The following is a 14,858-nucleotide window of genomic DNA, read 5'->3' on the forward strand; positions in this document are numbered from 1 at the left end:
CGCTGCAACCCCGCGAACCCTTGCTCGCCCCGGAGTTTAGGAGTCGGGACGGGTAAAGTCAAACAGTATCTTATGTCTTATATAAGACAGATGTTTTCGAGGGAAAAATCTGGACGGAAAAGCGGGGTTTATGTTGAAATGCGCGCCATGACTTCCAATCAGGCGAGCGCACCCAATCCGAACGGCGCGGCCGGCTCCACGCAGCCCGGCGGCGAGGCCGCGGCCGCGCCTTCGCCTTCGCCGACTTTCAGCCCACTTTACCAGCAGATCAAGGCGCTGATCACGCAAAGCCTCGAGGCGGGCGACTGGAAGCCGGGCGAGATCATCCCGAGCGAAGTGGAGCTCGCCAGCCGATACAAGGTGAGCCAGGGCACGGTGCGCAAGGCGATCGACGAGCTTGCGGCCGACAACCTGCTCGTGCGCCGCCAGGGCAAGGGCACGTTCGTCGCGACCCATAGCGAGGAGCGCGCGCAATTCCGTTTCCTGCGGCTCCTCGCCGACGACGGCGTCGAGCATCCGCACGTGAGCCGCCTGCTCGAGTGCCGGCGGATGCGCGCGCCGGCCGAGATCGCGCGCCAGCTCGATCTGAAGCCCGCCGATCCCGTCGTCCAGGTGCGGCGCCTGCTCGAGTTCGACAGCGTCGTCACGGTGCTCGACGAGATCTGGCTGCCGGGCGCGATGTTCCGCGGGCTCACGTTCGAGCGTCTGAGCGAATACAAGGGGCCGCTGTACGCGATGTTCGAGAGCGAGTTCGGCACGCGGATGATCCGCGCGAGCGAGAAGATTCGCGCGATCGCGGCCGAGCCTTCCGTCGCGGACCTGCTCGGCGTGCCGCCGGGCTTTCCGCTGCTGTCGGTCGAGCGCGTGTCGTACACGTATGGCGATCGTCCCGTCGAAGTGCGGCGCGGATGGTATGTCACAACCGGGTACTACTATCAGAACGATTTGAGCTGAATGTCGGATTCAAGGTAAGGCGCAGCCTGAATCAAGGTAAGGCGAAACGACAGGTAATTGCGCGCCCCACGCGCATGGCACGTTTCGCGCCGCGTTTATTCCGTGGAATGCAACGCTCCAGAGCAGAGCTTTCGCTGCAGCGCGAAATAAAAAGGCGCTAAAATCACGGATTAGTGTGACAACATAGTAGGGGTCTAGCATGACTGAAACAGTAAGAAAACCGAGGCCGGAGTACCGGAACATCGGGTTCGGCGACATCACGCTCAAATACCGTATGCCGCTCGCGGCCCGGGTTTCGATTCTGCACCGGGTCAGCGGTGCGCTGCTGTTCCTGTTCCTTCCTTTCCTGCTTTTCCTCTTCGACCAAAGCCTGACGTCCGAACTCAGCTTCGAAGTCTTCAAGGCGTTCCTCTCCAACATCGTCGTCAAGCTGATCGTCCTCGCGCTGTCGTGGGCGTTCCTGTTCCATTTCTGCGCCGGGGTCCGCCATCTGATGATGGACATGAACCACGACGCGGTGTCGAAGGAGCGCGGCCAGAAGACGTCGGTCGTCGTGTTCGTCGTGTCGACCGTCCTCACGATCGCCGTCGCGCTCAAACTGTTCGGAGCATTCTAAGAAAATGGCCACGAATAACCGTATCGGCTCGAAGCGCCTCGTCGTCGGCGCTCACTATGGTCTGCGCGATTGGCTCGCGCAGCGCGTCACCGCCACCGTGATGGCGATCTACACCGTCATCCTGCTCGTCTGGTTCTTCACGGCGCGCGATTTCTCGTACGAGGGCTGGGCGTCGATCTTCGCGACGCAATGGATGAAGCTCGCGACCTTCGTCACGCTGCTTTCGCTCTTCTATCACGCATGGGTCGGCGTGCGCGACATCTGGATGGACTACGTGAAGCCCGTCGGCGTGCGCCTGCTGCTGCAATCGCTGACGATCGTCTGGCTGCTCGCGTGCGCGGGCTACGCCGCGCAGATTCTCTGGAGAGTTTAAAAGAATGGCTGCAATCAAAACTTCCCTGCCGCGTCGCAAGTTCGACGTGGTGATCGTCGGCGCGGGCGGCTCGGGGATGCGCGCGTCCCTGCAACTGTCGCGTGCGGGTCTCTCCGTCTGCGTGCTGTCGAAAGTGTTCCCGACCCGTTCGCACACGGTCGCCGCGCAAGGCGGGATCGGCGCGTCGCTCGGCAACATGAGCGAAGACAACTGGCACTATCACTTCTACGACACGATCAAGGGCTCCGACTGGCTCGGCGACCAGGACGCGATCGAGTTCATGTGCCGTGAAGCGCCGAACGCCGTGTACGAGCTCGAGCACTTCGGCATGCCGTTCGACCGCAACGCGGACGGCACGATCTACCAGCGCCCGTTCGGCGGCCACACCGCGAACTACGGCGAGAAGCCGGTCCAGCGCGCGTGCGCGGCCGCGGACCGCACCGGTCACGCACTGCTGCACACGCTGTACCAGCAGAACGTCGCGGCGAAGACGCAGTTCTTCGTCGAATGGATGGCGCTCGACCTGATCCGCGACGCGGACGGCGACGTGCTCGGCGTCACGGCCCTCGAAATGGAGACGGGCGACGTCTACATCCTCGAAGGCAAGACCACGCTGTTCGCGACGGGCGGCGCGGGCCGGATCTTCGCGGCGTCGACGAACGCGTTCATCAACACGGGCGACGGCCTCGGCATGGCGGCCCGCTCGGGCGTCGCGCTGCAGGACATGGAGTTCTGGCAGTTCCACCCGACGGGCGTCGCCGGCGCGGGCGTGCTGATCACCGAAGGCGTGCGCGGCGAGGGCGGCATCCTGCGCAACTCGAACGGCGAGCGCTTCATGGAGCGCTACGCGCCGACGCTGAAGGATCTGGCGCCGCGCGATTTCGTGTCGCGCTCGATGGACCAGGAAATCAAGGAAGGCCGCGGCGTCGGCCCGAACAAGGACCACGTGCTGCTCGACCTGTCGCACATCGGCGCCGAGACGATCATGAAGCGTCTGCCGTCGATTCGCGAGATCGCGCTGAAGTTCGCGAACGTCGACTGCATCAAGGAACCGATCCCGGTCGTGCCGACGATCCATTACCAGATGGGCGGCATCCCGACCAACATCCACGGCCAGGTCGTCGGCACGCCGCGCGGCCACGAAGAGCCGATCAACGGCTTCTATGCAGTGGGCGAATGCTCGTGCGTGTCCGTGCACGGCGCGAACCGCCTCGGCACGAACTCGCTGCTCGATCTGGTGGTGTTCGGCCGCGCGGCCGGCAACCACATCGTCGAGCACGTGAAGAACCAGAAGGAGCACAAGCCGCTGCCGGCGGACGCCGCCGAGTTCTCGCTCGAGCGACTCGCGAAGCTCGAGAAGTCGACGTCCGGCGAGTACACGCAGGACATCGCGAACGACATCCGCGCGACGATGCAAAAGCATGCGGGCGTGTTCCGCACGTCGAAGCTGCTGGAAGAAGGCGTTCAGCAGATGGCGGGCCTGAAGGAGCGCGTCACGCACGTGCACCTGAAGGACAAGTCGAAGGTGTTCAACACCGCGCGCGTCGAAGCGCTCGAGCTGGCGAACCTGATCGAGGTCGCGCGCGCGACGATGGTGTCGGCGGAAGCGCGCAAGGAAAGCCGCGGCGCGCATGCGCACAGCGACTACGAGCACCGCGACGACGACAACTGGCTGCGCCACACGCTGTGGTTCAGCGAAGGCGATCGCCTCGACTACAAGCCCGTCCATATGAAGCCGCTGACGGTCGAGTCCGTGCCGCCGAAGGCGCGTACGTTCTAAGCCAGCGCAAAGGAATCTGAAATGGCCAAACGCATTTTCGAAATCTATCGCTACGATCCGGACAAGGACGCGGCGCCGCGCATGCAGACGTACGAGCTGGAGCTCCAGCACGAGCGGATGCTGCTCGACGCGCTCGTCAAGCTGAAGTCGGTCGACGAGACGCTGTCGTTCCGCCGCTCGTGCCGCGAAGGCGTGTGCGGTTCGGACGCGATGAACATCAACGGCAAGAACGGCCTCGCGTGCCTGACGAACCTGAACGACCTGCCGCAGAAGATCGTGCTGCGTCCGCTGCCGGGCCTGCCCGTCGTGCGCGACCTGATCTGCGACTTCACGCAGTTCTTCAATCAGTACCACTCGATCCGTCCGTACCTGATCAACGACGAGCCGCCGCCCGAGAAGGAGCGCCTGCAGTCGCCGGAAGAGCGCGACGAGCTCGACGGCCTGTACGAGTGCATTCTGTGCGCGAGCTGCTCGACGTCGTGCCCGAGCTTCTGGTGGAATCCGGACAAGTTCGTCGGCCCGGCGGGCCTGCTGCAGGCGTATCGCTTCATCGCGGACAGCCGCGACCGTGCGACGGGCGAGCGCCTCGACAACCTCGACGATCCGTACCGTCTGTTCCGTTGCCATACGATCATGAACTGCGTCGACGTGTGCCCGAAGGGCCTGAACCCGACGAAGGCGATCGGCAAGATCAAGGAATTGATGGTTCGCCGCGCGGTCTGACATGAGCGAATCGTCGCATCAATCCGACCCGCATCGCCGCGCGCGGCTCCGCTGGCGCGCGCGGCGCGGTCTGTTGGAAAACGATCTGATTTTCGAGCGTTTCTTCGACAGACACGAGCACGACCTCAGCGACGCAGACGTGAGCGCACTGTCGCGCCTGCTGGATCTAAGCGACAACGACCTGATGGACTTGCTGCTCGCACGCAAGGAACCAGAGGGCGACTTTGCCGGCCCGGACGTGTCCAGGCTGCTGGAGATGCTGCGCAGCGTTTGAGAGCGTTGTGCCCGTTATCGAGTCCGTTTCTTTTTTCGATTGAGGATGTGTCATGACCCCGTCTGATGTTAAAGCCACGCTATCGTTCAGCGACAACTCGCCGAGCGTCGAACTGCCGATTTACAAGGGTACGATGGGCCCGGACGTAATCGATATCCGCAAGCTGTACGGTCAGACCGGCAAGTTCACGTATGACCCGGGCTTCATGTCGACGGCGTCTTGCAACTCGGCGATCACGTACATCGACGGCGACAAGGGCGAGCTGCTGTACCGCGGCTTCCCGATCGACAATCTCGCCGAAAACGCGGACTTCCTCGAAACCTGCTATCTGCTGCTGAAGGGCGAGCTGCCGAACGCCGCGCAGAAGAAGGAATTCGTCGCCACCGTCACGAAGCACACGATGGTGCACGAGCAGATGCAGTTCTTCTTCCGCGGCTTCCGCCGCGACGCGCACCCGATGGCGATCCTCGTCGCCGCGGTCGGCGCGCTGTCCGCGTTCTACCACGACTCGCTCGACATCAACGAGCCGCGTCACCGCGAAGTGTCGGCGATCCGCATGATCGCGAAGCTGCCGACGCTCGTCGCGATGGCGTTCAAGTACAGCATCGGCCAGCCGTTCGTCTATCCGCGCAACGACCTGTCGTACAGCGCGAACTTCATGCGCATGATGTTCGCGAACCCGTGCGAAGAGTACAAGGTCAACGACGTGCTGGTCCGCGCGCTCGACCGCATCCTGATCCTGCACGCCGACCACGAGCAGAACGCGTCGACGTCGACGGTCCGCCTCGCGGGCTCGTCGGGCGCGAACCCGTTCGCGTGCATCGCGGCCGGCATCGCGTGTCTGTGGGGCCCGGCGCACGGCGGCGCGAACGAAGCCGCGCTGAACATGCTCGAGCAGATCGGCACGCCGGACAACATCCCCGAGTTCATCAAGCAGGTGAAGGACAAGAACTCGGGCGTGAAGCTGATGGGCTTCGGCCACCGCGTGTACAAGAACTACGACCCGCGCGCGAAGCTGATGCGCGAGACCTGCTACGAAGTGCTGAACGAGCTGGGCCTGCACGACGACCCGCTCTTCAAGCTCGCGATGCAGCTCGAGAAGATCGCGCTCGAAGACGAATACTTCGTGTCGCGCAAGCTGTACCCGAACGTCGATTTCTACTCGGGCATCGTCCAGCGCGCGCTGGGCATCCCGACGTCGATGTTCACCTGCATCTTCGCGATGGCGCGTACGGTCGGCTGGATCGCGCAGTGGAACGAGATGATCGCCGATCCCGAGCAGAAGATCGGTCGTCCGCGTCAGCTGTTCATCGGCGAGACGCCGCGTACGGCGAAGCCGATCGATCAGCGCTGATCGGCGGCGCGCGGCGCGCGCGGGCAGTCCGCCGCGCGCGGTGCGTGCAACGCAGGATGAAACACCCCGACGGTTCGCCCGTCGGGGTGTTTGTTTTTCAGCGGCGGGTTTTCGCGGCCGTACCGCGCTCGAGCGACGGCGGGCGCACGTCGATGCCTTCCGTTTGTGCCGGCGCGTCGTCGGGCGTGCGGCCGTGCTCGGCGAGAAATTGCCGATATGCGCGCGGCGTCAACTGTCGCGAGGCGAGGAACTGGCGATTGAAGTTCGCGAGATTCGCATAGCCGGAGCGCGTCGCGACGAGCGACACCGGCCAGTCGGTCGACGCGAGCAGCCGCGCCGCGTGCGCGAGCCGCAGCCGCTGCAGATAGCGGCCGATGCTATCGCCGACGTGCTGCGCGAACCGCCGTTGCAGCGAGCGTTCGGACAGGTGCGCGACCGCCGCGAGTTCGGCGATGCGCAGCGGTTCGTGAAAGCGGTGGTCGAGCAGGTCGAGCACGCGGTCGAGGCGCTCGGCTTCGGGCGCGAGCGCGGCGCCGTCGGCGGTGCGGTATGCGGCGGCCGTCGCGAGCGGCGCCGCGGGCGCGTCGGCGAGGAGCGCGAGGACGTCGAGCGCGGCCGCGAGCCGCACGCGCGGCGCGCGGTCGACGAGCGCGGGCAGCCGCGCGCGCATCTCGGCCGCGGCGTCCGGCCCGAACGCGAGTCCGGGCGCGGCTCGGCGCAGCAGCGTGCGCAGGCCTGCGAATTCGGGGCAGCAGTCGGCGACGCGCTGCGCCCAGCCGCCGTCGAACCAGACGACGAGCGCGACGAGCGGCGCGTCCGGATCGAGGCGCGCGTCCGATGCCCATGTATGCGGCAGGTTCGGCGGCACGAGCACGAGATCGTCGCCCGCGTAGTCGGCGACGTGATCGCCGACGAAGCGCTTGCCGCGGCTGTTCAGCGTGAGCGTCAGCTCGTATTCCGGATGGTGGTGCCATTCGAACGGAATCTGCGCGAGCCTGCGCCGATAGACGCGGACCGAGCAGCCTTCCGGAATCGCGACGCGTTCGTAGCGCGGCTTCATGTCGTCCTCCGTTCGTTCACGCGGCGCGCGCGTGTGGCATCATCGTCGGGTTTCGACGACACGGGAGGCACGCAAATGTTTTCACATGTCTGCATGGGCGTAACCGACGTCGAACGCGCTTATGCGTTCTACGCGCCGTTGATGGAAGCGTTGCAGCTCGCGCTCAAGTTCCGCGATCCCGACGGTTGGACCGGCTGGATGCCGGCCGACGCGCCGCGTCCGCTGTTCCTGATCGGCCTGCCGTTCGACGGCGCGCCGCACTCGCCCGGCAACGGCCAGATGACCGCGTTGCTCGCGGCGAATCGCGCGATGGTCGACCGCGTGTACGCGCTCGCGCTGCAGGCGGGCGGCACGAGCGAAGGCGCGCCCGGCTTGCGGCCCCACTACCACCCGAACTACTACGGCGCGTATTTTCGCGATCTCGACGGCAACAAGCTGTGCGTATGCTGCCACGAGCCGGAGTAGACGTGCGCGTCGCCGCTTCGAGGCGGGAATACGTGCGGCGCGTGGCAAAGCCCTTCGGCGGCAGTCGTGCGGCCGACGATCGCGTGCTCGCGCAGGTGGAGAGAACGGGCGCGATGCGGTAGAAGCGGCAAGCGGCGCCGCGCGCAGCCGTCTGGAATGCGCGCATTCCCTATCTTTTGCGAGGTGGAGCGTATGTGCGCAAGGCGGCTTATCGCGGCGCTGGCCTGTTTGCTGACGATCGAAGGCGCGATTGCCGGCGTCGCCGAGGACAACGTGCAGCGGGCCGCGCTTCCGATGCCTGCGCGATCGGCGGCGGCCGACTGCCGGCAATGGGCGCAGCCCGTTCCTGCCGGTGCGCGGGACGACGCATCGCCCGGCTGGGCGCGCGCGCTCGTTGCGATGGCCGCCTATAACGCGGCGGCGATGTCGAACACGCCGCGCTCGCGCGAGACGGCCCGGTCGCTATGCGGCGCGCATCGCGCCGCGATGTTCTCGAGCGGGCACTACATGTTCGCGCCGCCGGTGATGGCGCGCTGATCGGTGGCTGCGCGACGGACGCGGCCGCTGTCGCTGCCGCGTCGTCTCTCTCTTCCCCTCGTTTGTATGCGCTGCGACGCCGCAAGCCGTGCCGTCGCGCGTTGTGCGTTGTGTGCTCCCGCGCCCGTCCCGCGCCAGGCCGCATGGCAGTCCTTTCGACCTTCGGCGCGCACGTCCGGGACGGCTGGCGTAATTCTATCGATGGTTGGCGCAATTGCATCACTTCTCGCGAATCGGGCGATCTACGCTGAATGGGCGCGTTGGCGTACGCCGAGCCCATCCAGAATCAGATCAAGGAGACATCCGATGCCGTTTCATATCGACGACCTGCCGGCGGCGATCCGCACGACGAAAGCAGTGCTGCGCGCCGCACTGCCGAACCGCGCGCAGGTGTTTCGCGAGCTCGAAGGCGAGATCGCGCGCCAAGCCGACGCGATCCTGGCCGATCGCGCGCAAGGCCGCGACACGATTCCCGTGCTGCGCTTCGCCGACGTCGCCGCGGATCGCGTCGATTCGGCGTCGCTCGCCGCGCTCAGGACGCGCGGCGCGTGCGTGATCCGCGGCGTGTTCGACGTGCGGCAGGCGAGCGACTGGAACGACGAGATCGCCGCGTACGTCGAGTCGAACCGGCTCGACGACAAGCTTGCCCATCGCGCGGAAGACCGTTATTTCGGCACGCTCGCGTCGGGCAAGCCGCAGATCTACGGCGTTTATTGGTCGAAGCCGCAGATCGCCGCGCGCCAGTCGCCCGAACTGACGCAGGCGCGCGCGTTCCTGAACCGGCTGTGGCGCGCGCAGGGCGAAGGGCGCGTGCATTTCGATCCGGCGCGCGCGCCGGCCTATGCGGACCGCATCCGCCGTCGGCCGCCGGGCTCGTCGTCGCTCGGCTTGTCGCCGCACGTCGACGGCGGCTCTGTCGAACGCTGGCTCGGGCCGAACTTCCGGCGCGTCTATCGGCACGTGCTTGGGGGCGACTGGCGCGCGTACGATCCGTTCGACGCGGCGTTCCGGGCGGACGTCGAGGAGATTCCGTCGCCCGCCGTCTGCTCGATGTTCCGCACGTTCCAGGGCTGGACCGCGCTGACGCCGCAAGGGCCGGGCGACGGGACGCTGCAGCTGATCCCGATCGCGAACGCGATGGCCTACGTCGTGCTGCGCGCGCTGCAGGACGACGTGCCTGACGACGACCTGTGCGGCGCGCGGCCGGGCCGTGCGCTGTCGGTGCTGCCGGCGTGGCACGCGCCGCTGCTCGCCGCGCTCGTGCCGATTCCGCAGATGCAGCCGGGCGATGCGGTGTTCTGGCACGGCGACGTCGTGCATGCGGTCGAGGACGCGCATCGCGGGACGGGCTACAGCAACGTGATGTACATCGCGTCGGCGCCGGGCTGCGCGAAGAACGACGCTTACCTGAAGCGGCAGTTGTCGAGCTTCCTGCGCGGCGAGAGTCCGCCGGATTTCCCGGCCGATCACTTCGAGACGGATTTCGTCGGGCGTGCGCAGGCGGACGATCTGACCGCGCTGGGGCGCGAGCAGATGGGATTCGGGTGGTGAGCGGCCGGCAGGCGTTGGCGCTGGGGCGAGATGGGATTGGCCCGGCGCGCGCAGATGCCCGCATGGCGCGCGCCGAGCGAAGCCATCGCGTCGGAGACGCGCGCGCGACCCGCTGAAACGGGCGTCGGTCGCATCACGCTCGCGCCGTCACCGCTCCCACGGCGGCGTGCGCGACGTGTCGCGCTTGCCGTAGCGCTCGATCGCATCGCGCACGACGTCGCGCGTCACGACCCCGTCGTCGGCGAGCGCTCGCAGCGCGGCGATCACGATCGAGCCGCGATCGACCTCGAAGAACGCGCGCAGCGCCTGGCGCGTGTCGCTGCGGCCGAAGCCGTCGGTGCCGAGCGTCACGTAGCGGCGCGGCACGTACGCGCGGATCAGCTCGGGCAGCGCGCGCGCATAGTCGGTCGCGGCGATCACCGGCCCTTGCGTCGCGGCGAGCGCGGACGTGACGTAAGGCGTCGCGTTTTTGTTCATTTCGTCGGCATCGAAGAGGCGCCGCGCGCGCTCGGCCGCGATGCCGTCGCGTTGCAGCTCGGTGAAGCTCGTCACGCTCCAGACGGCCGCGTCGATGTGCCAGTCGTCGCGCAGCATCCGCGCGGCCGCCTGCGCTTCGCCGAGAATCGCGCCCGAGCCGAGCAACTGCACCTGCGCGGCGGGCAGCGCCGCCGCGTCGAGCGGGTACATGCCCTTGAGAATGCCGTCGCGCACCGCGTCGGCGCGATCGGCGGGCAGCGACGGCTGTGCGTAGTTCTCGTTCGTGACGGTCAGGTAGTAGAACGTGTCGCGCTGCCGCTCGATCATCTCGTGCATTCCTTCGTCGACGATCACCGCGACTTCGTACGCGAACGCCGGGTCCCACGCGCGGCAGTTCGGCACCGTCGACGCGGCGAGATGGCTCGTGCCGTCCTGGTGCTGGAGCCCTTCGCCGCCGAGCGTCGTCTTGCCGGCGGTCGCGCCGATCAGGAAGCCGCGCGCGCGCTGGTCGGCGGCGGCCCAGATCAGATCGCCGATCCGCTGGAAGCCGAACATCGAGTAGTAGATGTAGAACGGCAGCATCGGCAGATCGTGCACGCTGTACGACGTCGCCGCGGCGATCCACGACGACATCGCGCCCGCCTCCGAGATGCCTTCCTCGAGGATCTGTCCGCGCGTGTCCTCGCGGTAGTAGAGCATCGAGCCGAGGTCTTCCGGCTCGTAGCGCTGGCCGAGCGGCGAGTAGATGCCGACCTGCCGGAACAGGTTCGCCATCCCGAACGTGCGCGCCTCGTCGGCGACGACGGGCACGACGCGCGGCCCGAGCGCCGCGTCCTTCAGCAGGCCGCCCAGCATCCGCACGATCGCCATCGTCGTCGACATCTCGCGGCCGCCGGCGTCGAGCGCGAATTGCCCCCAGGACGGCAACGACGGCACGGTCGATGCCGTCGTCGCCGCTGCCCGCCTTCTGGGCAGGCAGCCTCCCAGGGCAGCCCGGCGCGCATGCAGGTATCGCATCTCCGGGCTGTCTTGCGCGGGCTTGTAGAAACGCAGTTGCTCGACGTCGTCGTCGGAGAGCGGCAGCTCGAAACGATCGCGGAACGCGAGCAGATGCTCGACGTCGAGCTTCTTCTGCTGATGGGTCGTCATCCGGCCCTGGCCGATCGCGCCCATGCCGAAGCCCTTCATCGTCTTCGCGAGGATCACGGTCGGCCGGCCCTCGTGGCGGGCCGCGCGGTCGTATGCGGCGTACAGTTTGCGCGCGTCGTGGCCGCCGCGGCGCAGCCGGTCGATGTCCTCGTCGCGCAGATGCGCGACGAGCGCGGCGAGCGCATCGTCCTGGCCAAAGAAGCGTTCGCGGTTGTACGCGCCGTCGTTCGCGGAGAACGTCTGGAACTGGCCGTCGACCGTCTGCGCGAACGCGCGCGCGAGCGCGCCCGTCGCGTCGCGCGCGAAGAGGGCGTCCCAGTCCGAGCCCCACAGCACCTTGATCACGTTCCAGCCGGCGCCCGCGAACTGCGATTCGAGCTCGTCGACGATGCGGCCGTTGCCGCGCACCGGGCCGTCGAGGCGCTGCAGGTTGCAGTTGATCACGAACACGAGATTGTCGAGCCCTTCGCGCGCCGCGAGCGACAGCGCGCCGATCGATTCGGGCTCGTCCATCTCGCCGTCGCCGAAGAAGCCCCACACCTTGCGGCCGTCGGTGCGCAGCAGCCCGCGGTTCTGCAGATAGCGCATGAAGCGCGCCTGATAGATCGCATTGATCGGGCCGATGCCCATCGAACCCGTCGGGAACTGCCAGAAATCGGGCATCAGCCAAGGATGCGGATACGAGCAGAGGCCCGGCCCGGCGATCTCGCGCCGATAGTGCTCGAGCTGCGCTTCGCTCAGGAAACCTTCGAGAAACGCGCGCGCATAGACGCCCGGCGACGAGTGCGGCTGGAAGTAGACGAGATCGCCGCCCGTCGCGTCGCCCGCCGCGCGGAAGAAGTGGTTGAAGCCGACCTCGAACAGATCGGCCGCCGATGCGTAGCTCGCGATGTGCCCGCCGAGCTCGCCGTATGCGCGGTTCGCGCGAACCACCATCGCGAGCGCGTTCCAGCGCAGCACGGCCGCGAGGCGCGCTTCGAGCTGAAGGTCGCCCGGGTACGGCGGCTGCGCGTCGAGCGGGATCGTGTTGACGTACGGCGTCGTGTTCGCGTGCGGCGGCGCGACCCGGCGGCGCGCCGCGTGCTCGGCGAGCTGCGCGAGCAGGTACTGCGCGCGGTCGGCGCCCGCGTGCTCGACGACGCCGTCGAGCGCGTCCAGCCATTCGGCGGTTTCCTGCGGATCGGTGTCGTCGTGGCGGCGCGCGGCCGAGAGGACCGGGCGGATACCGTTCGACAAGTCGTTCATGCGCGGCTCCAGGTGGGGCGGGTTCGAGGAAGCGACATCGGTAGCTACAGGCATCAAGGTTATCCACGGAGCCGCAGAATGTGCATCTCTTTTGGCTGGAATTTTGGTTTCGTGTAACTTATAAATTCCTGAAAAATCTCTGTTTTCAGAATATTTGTACTATGAGTGCTCCTTCCCGCCGGCTGGACCGGATCGACATCGGCATCCTCAATCAACTGCAGCAGAACGCGCGGATCACGAACGCGGAGCTCGCGCGCGCGGTGAACCTGTCGCCGACGCCGTGCTTCAACCGCGTGCGCGCGCTCGAGAAGCTCGGCCTCATCAAGCAGCAGGTGACGCTGCTGAATCCGGAGCCGCTCGGGCTGCGGATCAACGTGTTCATCCAGGTGAGCCTCGAAAAGCAGGTCGAGGACGCGCTGCGCCGCTTCGAGGAAGCGATCGACAAGCGGCCCGAGGTGATGGAGTGCTATCTGATGTCGGGCGACGCCGATTACCTGCTGCGCGTCGTCGTGCCGAGCATGAAGAGCCTCGAGCGCTTCATCCTCGATCAGTTGACGACGATTCCCGGCGTGTCGAACATCCGGTCGAGCTTCGCGCTGAAGCAGGTCCGCTATCGGACCGCTTTGCCGCTGCCCGCGGGCGGGCTCACGCTGAGCGACGGCGACGACGAGCCGAAGGAATGGGTGTGAGCGACGCGCTCGCGCCGCCGGTGGCGCGAGCGCGTCCGGATCATGCCGGGTAATTCTGATACCCGTATCGGCTGTACCACTCAACTCACTGTTTTTTATAGGTTTTTTAGTTTGCCTGGTACAAAGGCGCGTGCTTCGCATGGCATAATCGAGCACATCCGAACGCTTGTTCGCCGTTACAACGACCCCGCATACCCATGGCACAGACGCTCTACGACAAATTGTGGAATTCGCACGTCGTCCACACCGAAGAGGACGGCACCACACTGCTCTACATCGATCGCCAACTGCTGCACGAAGTCACGAGCCCGCAGGCGTTCGAGGGGCTGAAGCTCGCGCAGCGCCCGGTGTGGCGGATCAGCGCGAATCTCGCGGTCTCCGATCACAACGTGCCGACGACGGATCGCAGCCACGGCATCGCCGATCCGGTGTCGAAGCTGCAGGTCGACACGCTCGACGCGAACTGCGACGCGTACGGCATCACGCAATTCAAGATGAACGACGTGCGCCAGGGCATCGTCCACATCATCGGCCCGGAGCAGGGCGCGACGCTGCCGGGCATGACGATCGTGTGCGGCGATTCGCACACGTCGACGCACGGCGCGTTCGGCGCGCTCGCGCACGGCATCGGCACGTCGGAAGTCGAGCACGTGCTCGCGACGCAGACGCTGTTGCAGAAAAAGAGCAAGAACATGCTCGTGAAGGTCGAGGGCCCGCTGCCGCGCGGCTGCACCGCGAAGGACATCGTGCTCGCGATCATCGGCAAGATCGGCACCGCGGGCGGCACCGGCTACGCGATCGAATTCGGCGGCTCGACGATTCGCGCGCTGTCGATGGAAGGCCGGATGACGGTCTGCAACATGGCGATCGAGGCGGGCGCGCGCGCCGGCATGGTCGCCGTCGACGACACGACAGTCGAATACCTGAAGGGCCGTCCGTTCGTGCCGACGGGCGCGGAATGGAATCAGGCGGTCGAATACTGGAAGACGTTCCGGTCCGACGAAGGCGCGCAGTTCGACGCCGTCGTCGAGCTGAACGCGGCGGAGATCGTGCCGCAGGTCACGTGGGGCACGTCGCCGGAAATGGTCACGTCGATCGACGGCCGCGTGCCCGATCCCGAGCGCGAGAAGGACCCGGTCAAGCGCGACGCGATGGAGCGCGCGCTCGCCTACATGGCGCTCACGCCGAATACGCCGATCGAAGCGATCAACGTCGACAAGATCTTCATCGGCTCGTGCACGAACGCGCGGATCGAAGACATCCGCGCGGCCGCGTACGTCGTCAAGAAGCTCAATCGCCGCGTCGCGCCGAACGTGCGTCTCGCGATGGTCGTGCCGGGCTCGGGCCTCGTGAAGGCGCAGGCCGAGCGCGAAGGGCTCGACAAGGTGTTCACCGAAGCCGGCTTCGAATGGCGCGAGCCGGGCTGCTCGATGTGCCTCGCGATGAACGCCGACCGGCTCGAGCCGGGCGAGCGCTGCGCGTCGACGTCGAACCGCAACTTCGAGGGGCGCCAGGGCCAGGGCGGCCGCACGCATCTCGTCAGCCCGGCGATGGCCGCGGCGGCGGCGATCGAAGGCCACTTCGTCGACATTCGCAAGCTGGGGTGAGCGC

14 protein-coding genes are annotated in these 14,858 nt (G+C 66.7%); 12 read left to right on the forward strand and 2 right to left on the reverse strand.

Annotated elements, in window-relative coordinates; all coding sequences use genetic code 11:
* Nucleotides 1-147: 147 nt before the first annotated feature.
* From BG90_RS23350 to gltA, 7 genes are all read left to right on the forward strand, one after another.
* Nucleotides 148-954, forward strand: coding sequence for a GntR family transcriptional regulator (locus BG90_RS23350; RefSeq protein ID WP_010109959.1), 807 nt, complete (start codon nt 148-150; stop codon nt 952-954).
* A 199-nt stretch (nt 955-1,153) separates the two neighbouring features.
* Nucleotides 1,154-1,570 (forward strand): succinate dehydrogenase, cytochrome b556 subunit, encoded by a 417-nt coding sequence (gene sdhC / locus BG90_RS23355; protein WP_010109958.1) that lies wholly within the window; start codon nt 1,154-1,156, stop codon nt 1,568-1,570.
* A gap of 4 nt (nt 1,571-1,574) precedes the next feature.
* Nucleotides 1,575-1,943 carry a succinate dehydrogenase, hydrophobic membrane anchor protein gene (gene sdhD, locus BG90_RS23360; RefSeq protein WP_010109957.1) on the forward strand — a complete coding sequence of 123 codons (369 nt, stop codon included), beginning with the start codon at nt 1,575-1,577 and terminating at the stop codon, nt 1,941-1,943.
* Between the two features lie 4 nt (nt 1,944-1,947).
* Entirely contained in the window at nt 1,948-3,723 is a 1,776-nt protein-coding gene (gene sdhA / locus BG90_RS23365) for a succinate dehydrogenase flavoprotein subunit (RefSeq protein ID WP_010109956.1), read from the forward strand.
* A 21-nt stretch (nt 3,724-3,744) separates the two neighbouring features.
* The gene (locus BG90_RS23370; protein ID WP_006028608.1) at nt 3,745-4,446 is read left to right on the forward strand and encodes a succinate dehydrogenase iron-sulfur subunit; all 702 of its coding nucleotides are present in this window, start codon (nt 3,745-3,747) and stop codon (nt 4,444-4,446) included.
* Between the two features lies 1 nt (nt 4,447).
* Nucleotides 4,448-4,720 (forward strand): FAD assembly factor SdhE, encoded by a 273-nt coding sequence (locus BG90_RS23375; RefSeq protein ID WP_010109955.1) that lies wholly within the window; start codon nt 4,448-4,450, stop codon nt 4,718-4,720.
* 52 nt (nt 4,721-4,772) lie between these two features.
* On the forward strand, nt 4,773-6,074 hold the full coding sequence (gene gltA, locus BG90_RS23380; protein ID WP_010109954.1) for a citrate synthase: 1,302 nt from the start codon (nt 4,773-4,775) through the stop codon (nt 6,072-6,074).
* A gap of 97 nt (nt 6,075-6,171) precedes the next feature.
* Here the strand turns inward: gltA and BG90_RS23385 are convergent, their stop codons facing one another.
* Nucleotides 6,172-7,134 carry a helix-turn-helix domain-containing protein gene (locus tag BG90_RS23385; RefSeq protein WP_045568406.1) on the reverse strand — a complete coding sequence of 321 codons (963 nt, stop codon included), beginning with the start codon at nt 7,132-7,134 and terminating at the stop codon, nt 6,172-6,174.
* A gap of 75 nt (nt 7,135-7,209) precedes the next feature.
* Between BG90_RS23385 and BG90_RS23390 the strand changes: the two genes are divergently transcribed.
* The 3 genes from BG90_RS23390 to BG90_RS23400 all read left to right on the forward strand — a co-directional run bounded on the left by BG90_RS23390 (nt 7,210) and on the right by BG90_RS23400 (nt 9,687).
* Nucleotides 7,210-7,599 (forward strand): VOC family protein, encoded by a 390-nt coding sequence (locus tag BG90_RS23390; protein ID WP_025990331.1) that lies wholly within the window; start codon nt 7,210-7,212, stop codon nt 7,597-7,599.
* A gap of 66 nt (nt 7,600-7,665) precedes the next feature.
* Nucleotides 7,666-8,136 carry a hypothetical protein gene (locus BG90_RS37505; protein ID WP_167344695.1) on the forward strand — a complete coding sequence of 157 codons (471 nt, stop codon included), beginning with the start codon at nt 7,666-7,668 and terminating at the stop codon, nt 8,134-8,136.
* Between the two features lie 306 nt (nt 8,137-8,442).
* Nucleotides 8,443-9,687 (forward strand): DUF1479 domain-containing protein, encoded by a 1,245-nt coding sequence (locus BG90_RS23400; RefSeq protein WP_010109942.1) that lies wholly within the window; start codon nt 8,443-8,445, stop codon nt 9,685-9,687.
* 147 nt (nt 9,688-9,834) lie between these two features.
* Here BG90_RS23400 and mdeB read toward each other — a convergent pair whose 3' ends face one another.
* Nucleotides 9,835-12,558, reverse strand: a complete 2,724-nt coding sequence (gene mdeB, locus BG90_RS23405) for an alpha-ketoglutarate dehydrogenase (protein WP_010109940.1) — start codon at nt 12,556-12,558, stop codon at nt 9,835-9,837.
* 161 nt (nt 12,559-12,719) lie between these two features.
* On the opposite strand from mdeB, the gene BG90_RS23410 reads away from it, so the two are divergent.
* On the forward strand, nt 12,720-13,247 hold the full coding sequence (locus BG90_RS23410; protein WP_010109938.1) for an Lrp/AsnC family transcriptional regulator: 528 nt from the start codon (nt 12,720-12,722) through the stop codon (nt 13,245-13,247).
* Between the two features lie 197 nt (nt 13,248-13,444).
* Nucleotides 13,445-14,854, forward strand: coding sequence for a 3-isopropylmalate dehydratase large subunit (gene leuC / locus BG90_RS23415; RefSeq protein WP_010109937.1), 1,410 nt, complete (start codon nt 13,445-13,447; stop codon nt 14,852-14,854).
* Nucleotides 14,855-14,858: the final 4 nt, after the last annotated feature.

This window comes from Burkholderia oklahomensis C6786, assembly GCF_000959365.1.
Taxonomy (GTDB): Bacteria; Pseudomonadota; Gammaproteobacteria; order Burkholderiales; family Burkholderiaceae; genus Burkholderia; species Burkholderia oklahomensis.

Bases quoted from the DNA above. Each gene is read 5' to 3' on its own strand.
- BG90_RS23350 (WP_010109959.1), top strand. From the start codon at position 148: ATGACTTCCAATCAGGCGAGCGCACCCAATCCGAACGGCGCGGCCGGC.
- sdhC (WP_010109958.1), top strand. From the start codon at position 1,154: ATGACTGAAACAGTAAGAAAACCGAGGCCGGAGTACCGGAACATCGGG.
- sdhD (WP_010109957.1), top strand. From the start codon at position 1,575: ATGGCCACGAATAACCGTATCGGCTCGAAGCGCCTCGTCGTCGGCGCT.
- sdhA (WP_010109956.1), top strand. From the start codon at position 1,948: ATGGCTGCAATCAAAACTTCCCTGCCGCGTCGCAAGTTCGACGTGGTG.
- BG90_RS23370 (WP_006028608.1), top strand. From the start codon at position 3,745: ATGGCCAAACGCATTTTCGAAATCTATCGCTACGATCCGGACAAGGAC.
- BG90_RS23375 (WP_010109955.1), top strand. From the start codon at position 4,448: ATGAGCGAATCGTCGCATCAATCCGACCCGCATCGCCGCGCGCGGCTC.
- gltA (WP_010109954.1), top strand. From the start codon at position 4,773: ATGACCCCGTCTGATGTTAAAGCCACGCTATCGTTCAGCGACAACTCG.
- BG90_RS23385 (WP_045568406.1), bottom strand. From the start codon at position 7,134: ATGAAGCCGCGCTACGAACGCGTCGCGATTCCGGAAGGCTGCTCGGTC.
- BG90_RS23390 (WP_025990331.1), top strand. From the start codon at position 7,210: ATGTTTTCACATGTCTGCATGGGCGTAACCGACGTCGAACGCGCTTAT.
- BG90_RS23400 (WP_010109942.1), top strand. From the start codon at position 8,443: ATGCCGTTTCATATCGACGACCTGCCGGCGGCGATCCGCACGACGAAA.
- mdeB (WP_010109940.1), bottom strand. From the start codon at position 12,558: ATGAACGACTTGTCGAACGGTATCCGCCCGGTCCTCTCGGCCGCGCGC.
- BG90_RS23410 (WP_010109938.1), top strand. From the start codon at position 12,720: ATGAGTGCTCCTTCCCGCCGGCTGGACCGGATCGACATCGGCATCCTC.
- leuC (WP_010109937.1), top strand. From the start codon at position 13,445: ATGGCACAGACGCTCTACGACAAATTGTGGAATTCGCACGTCGTCCAC.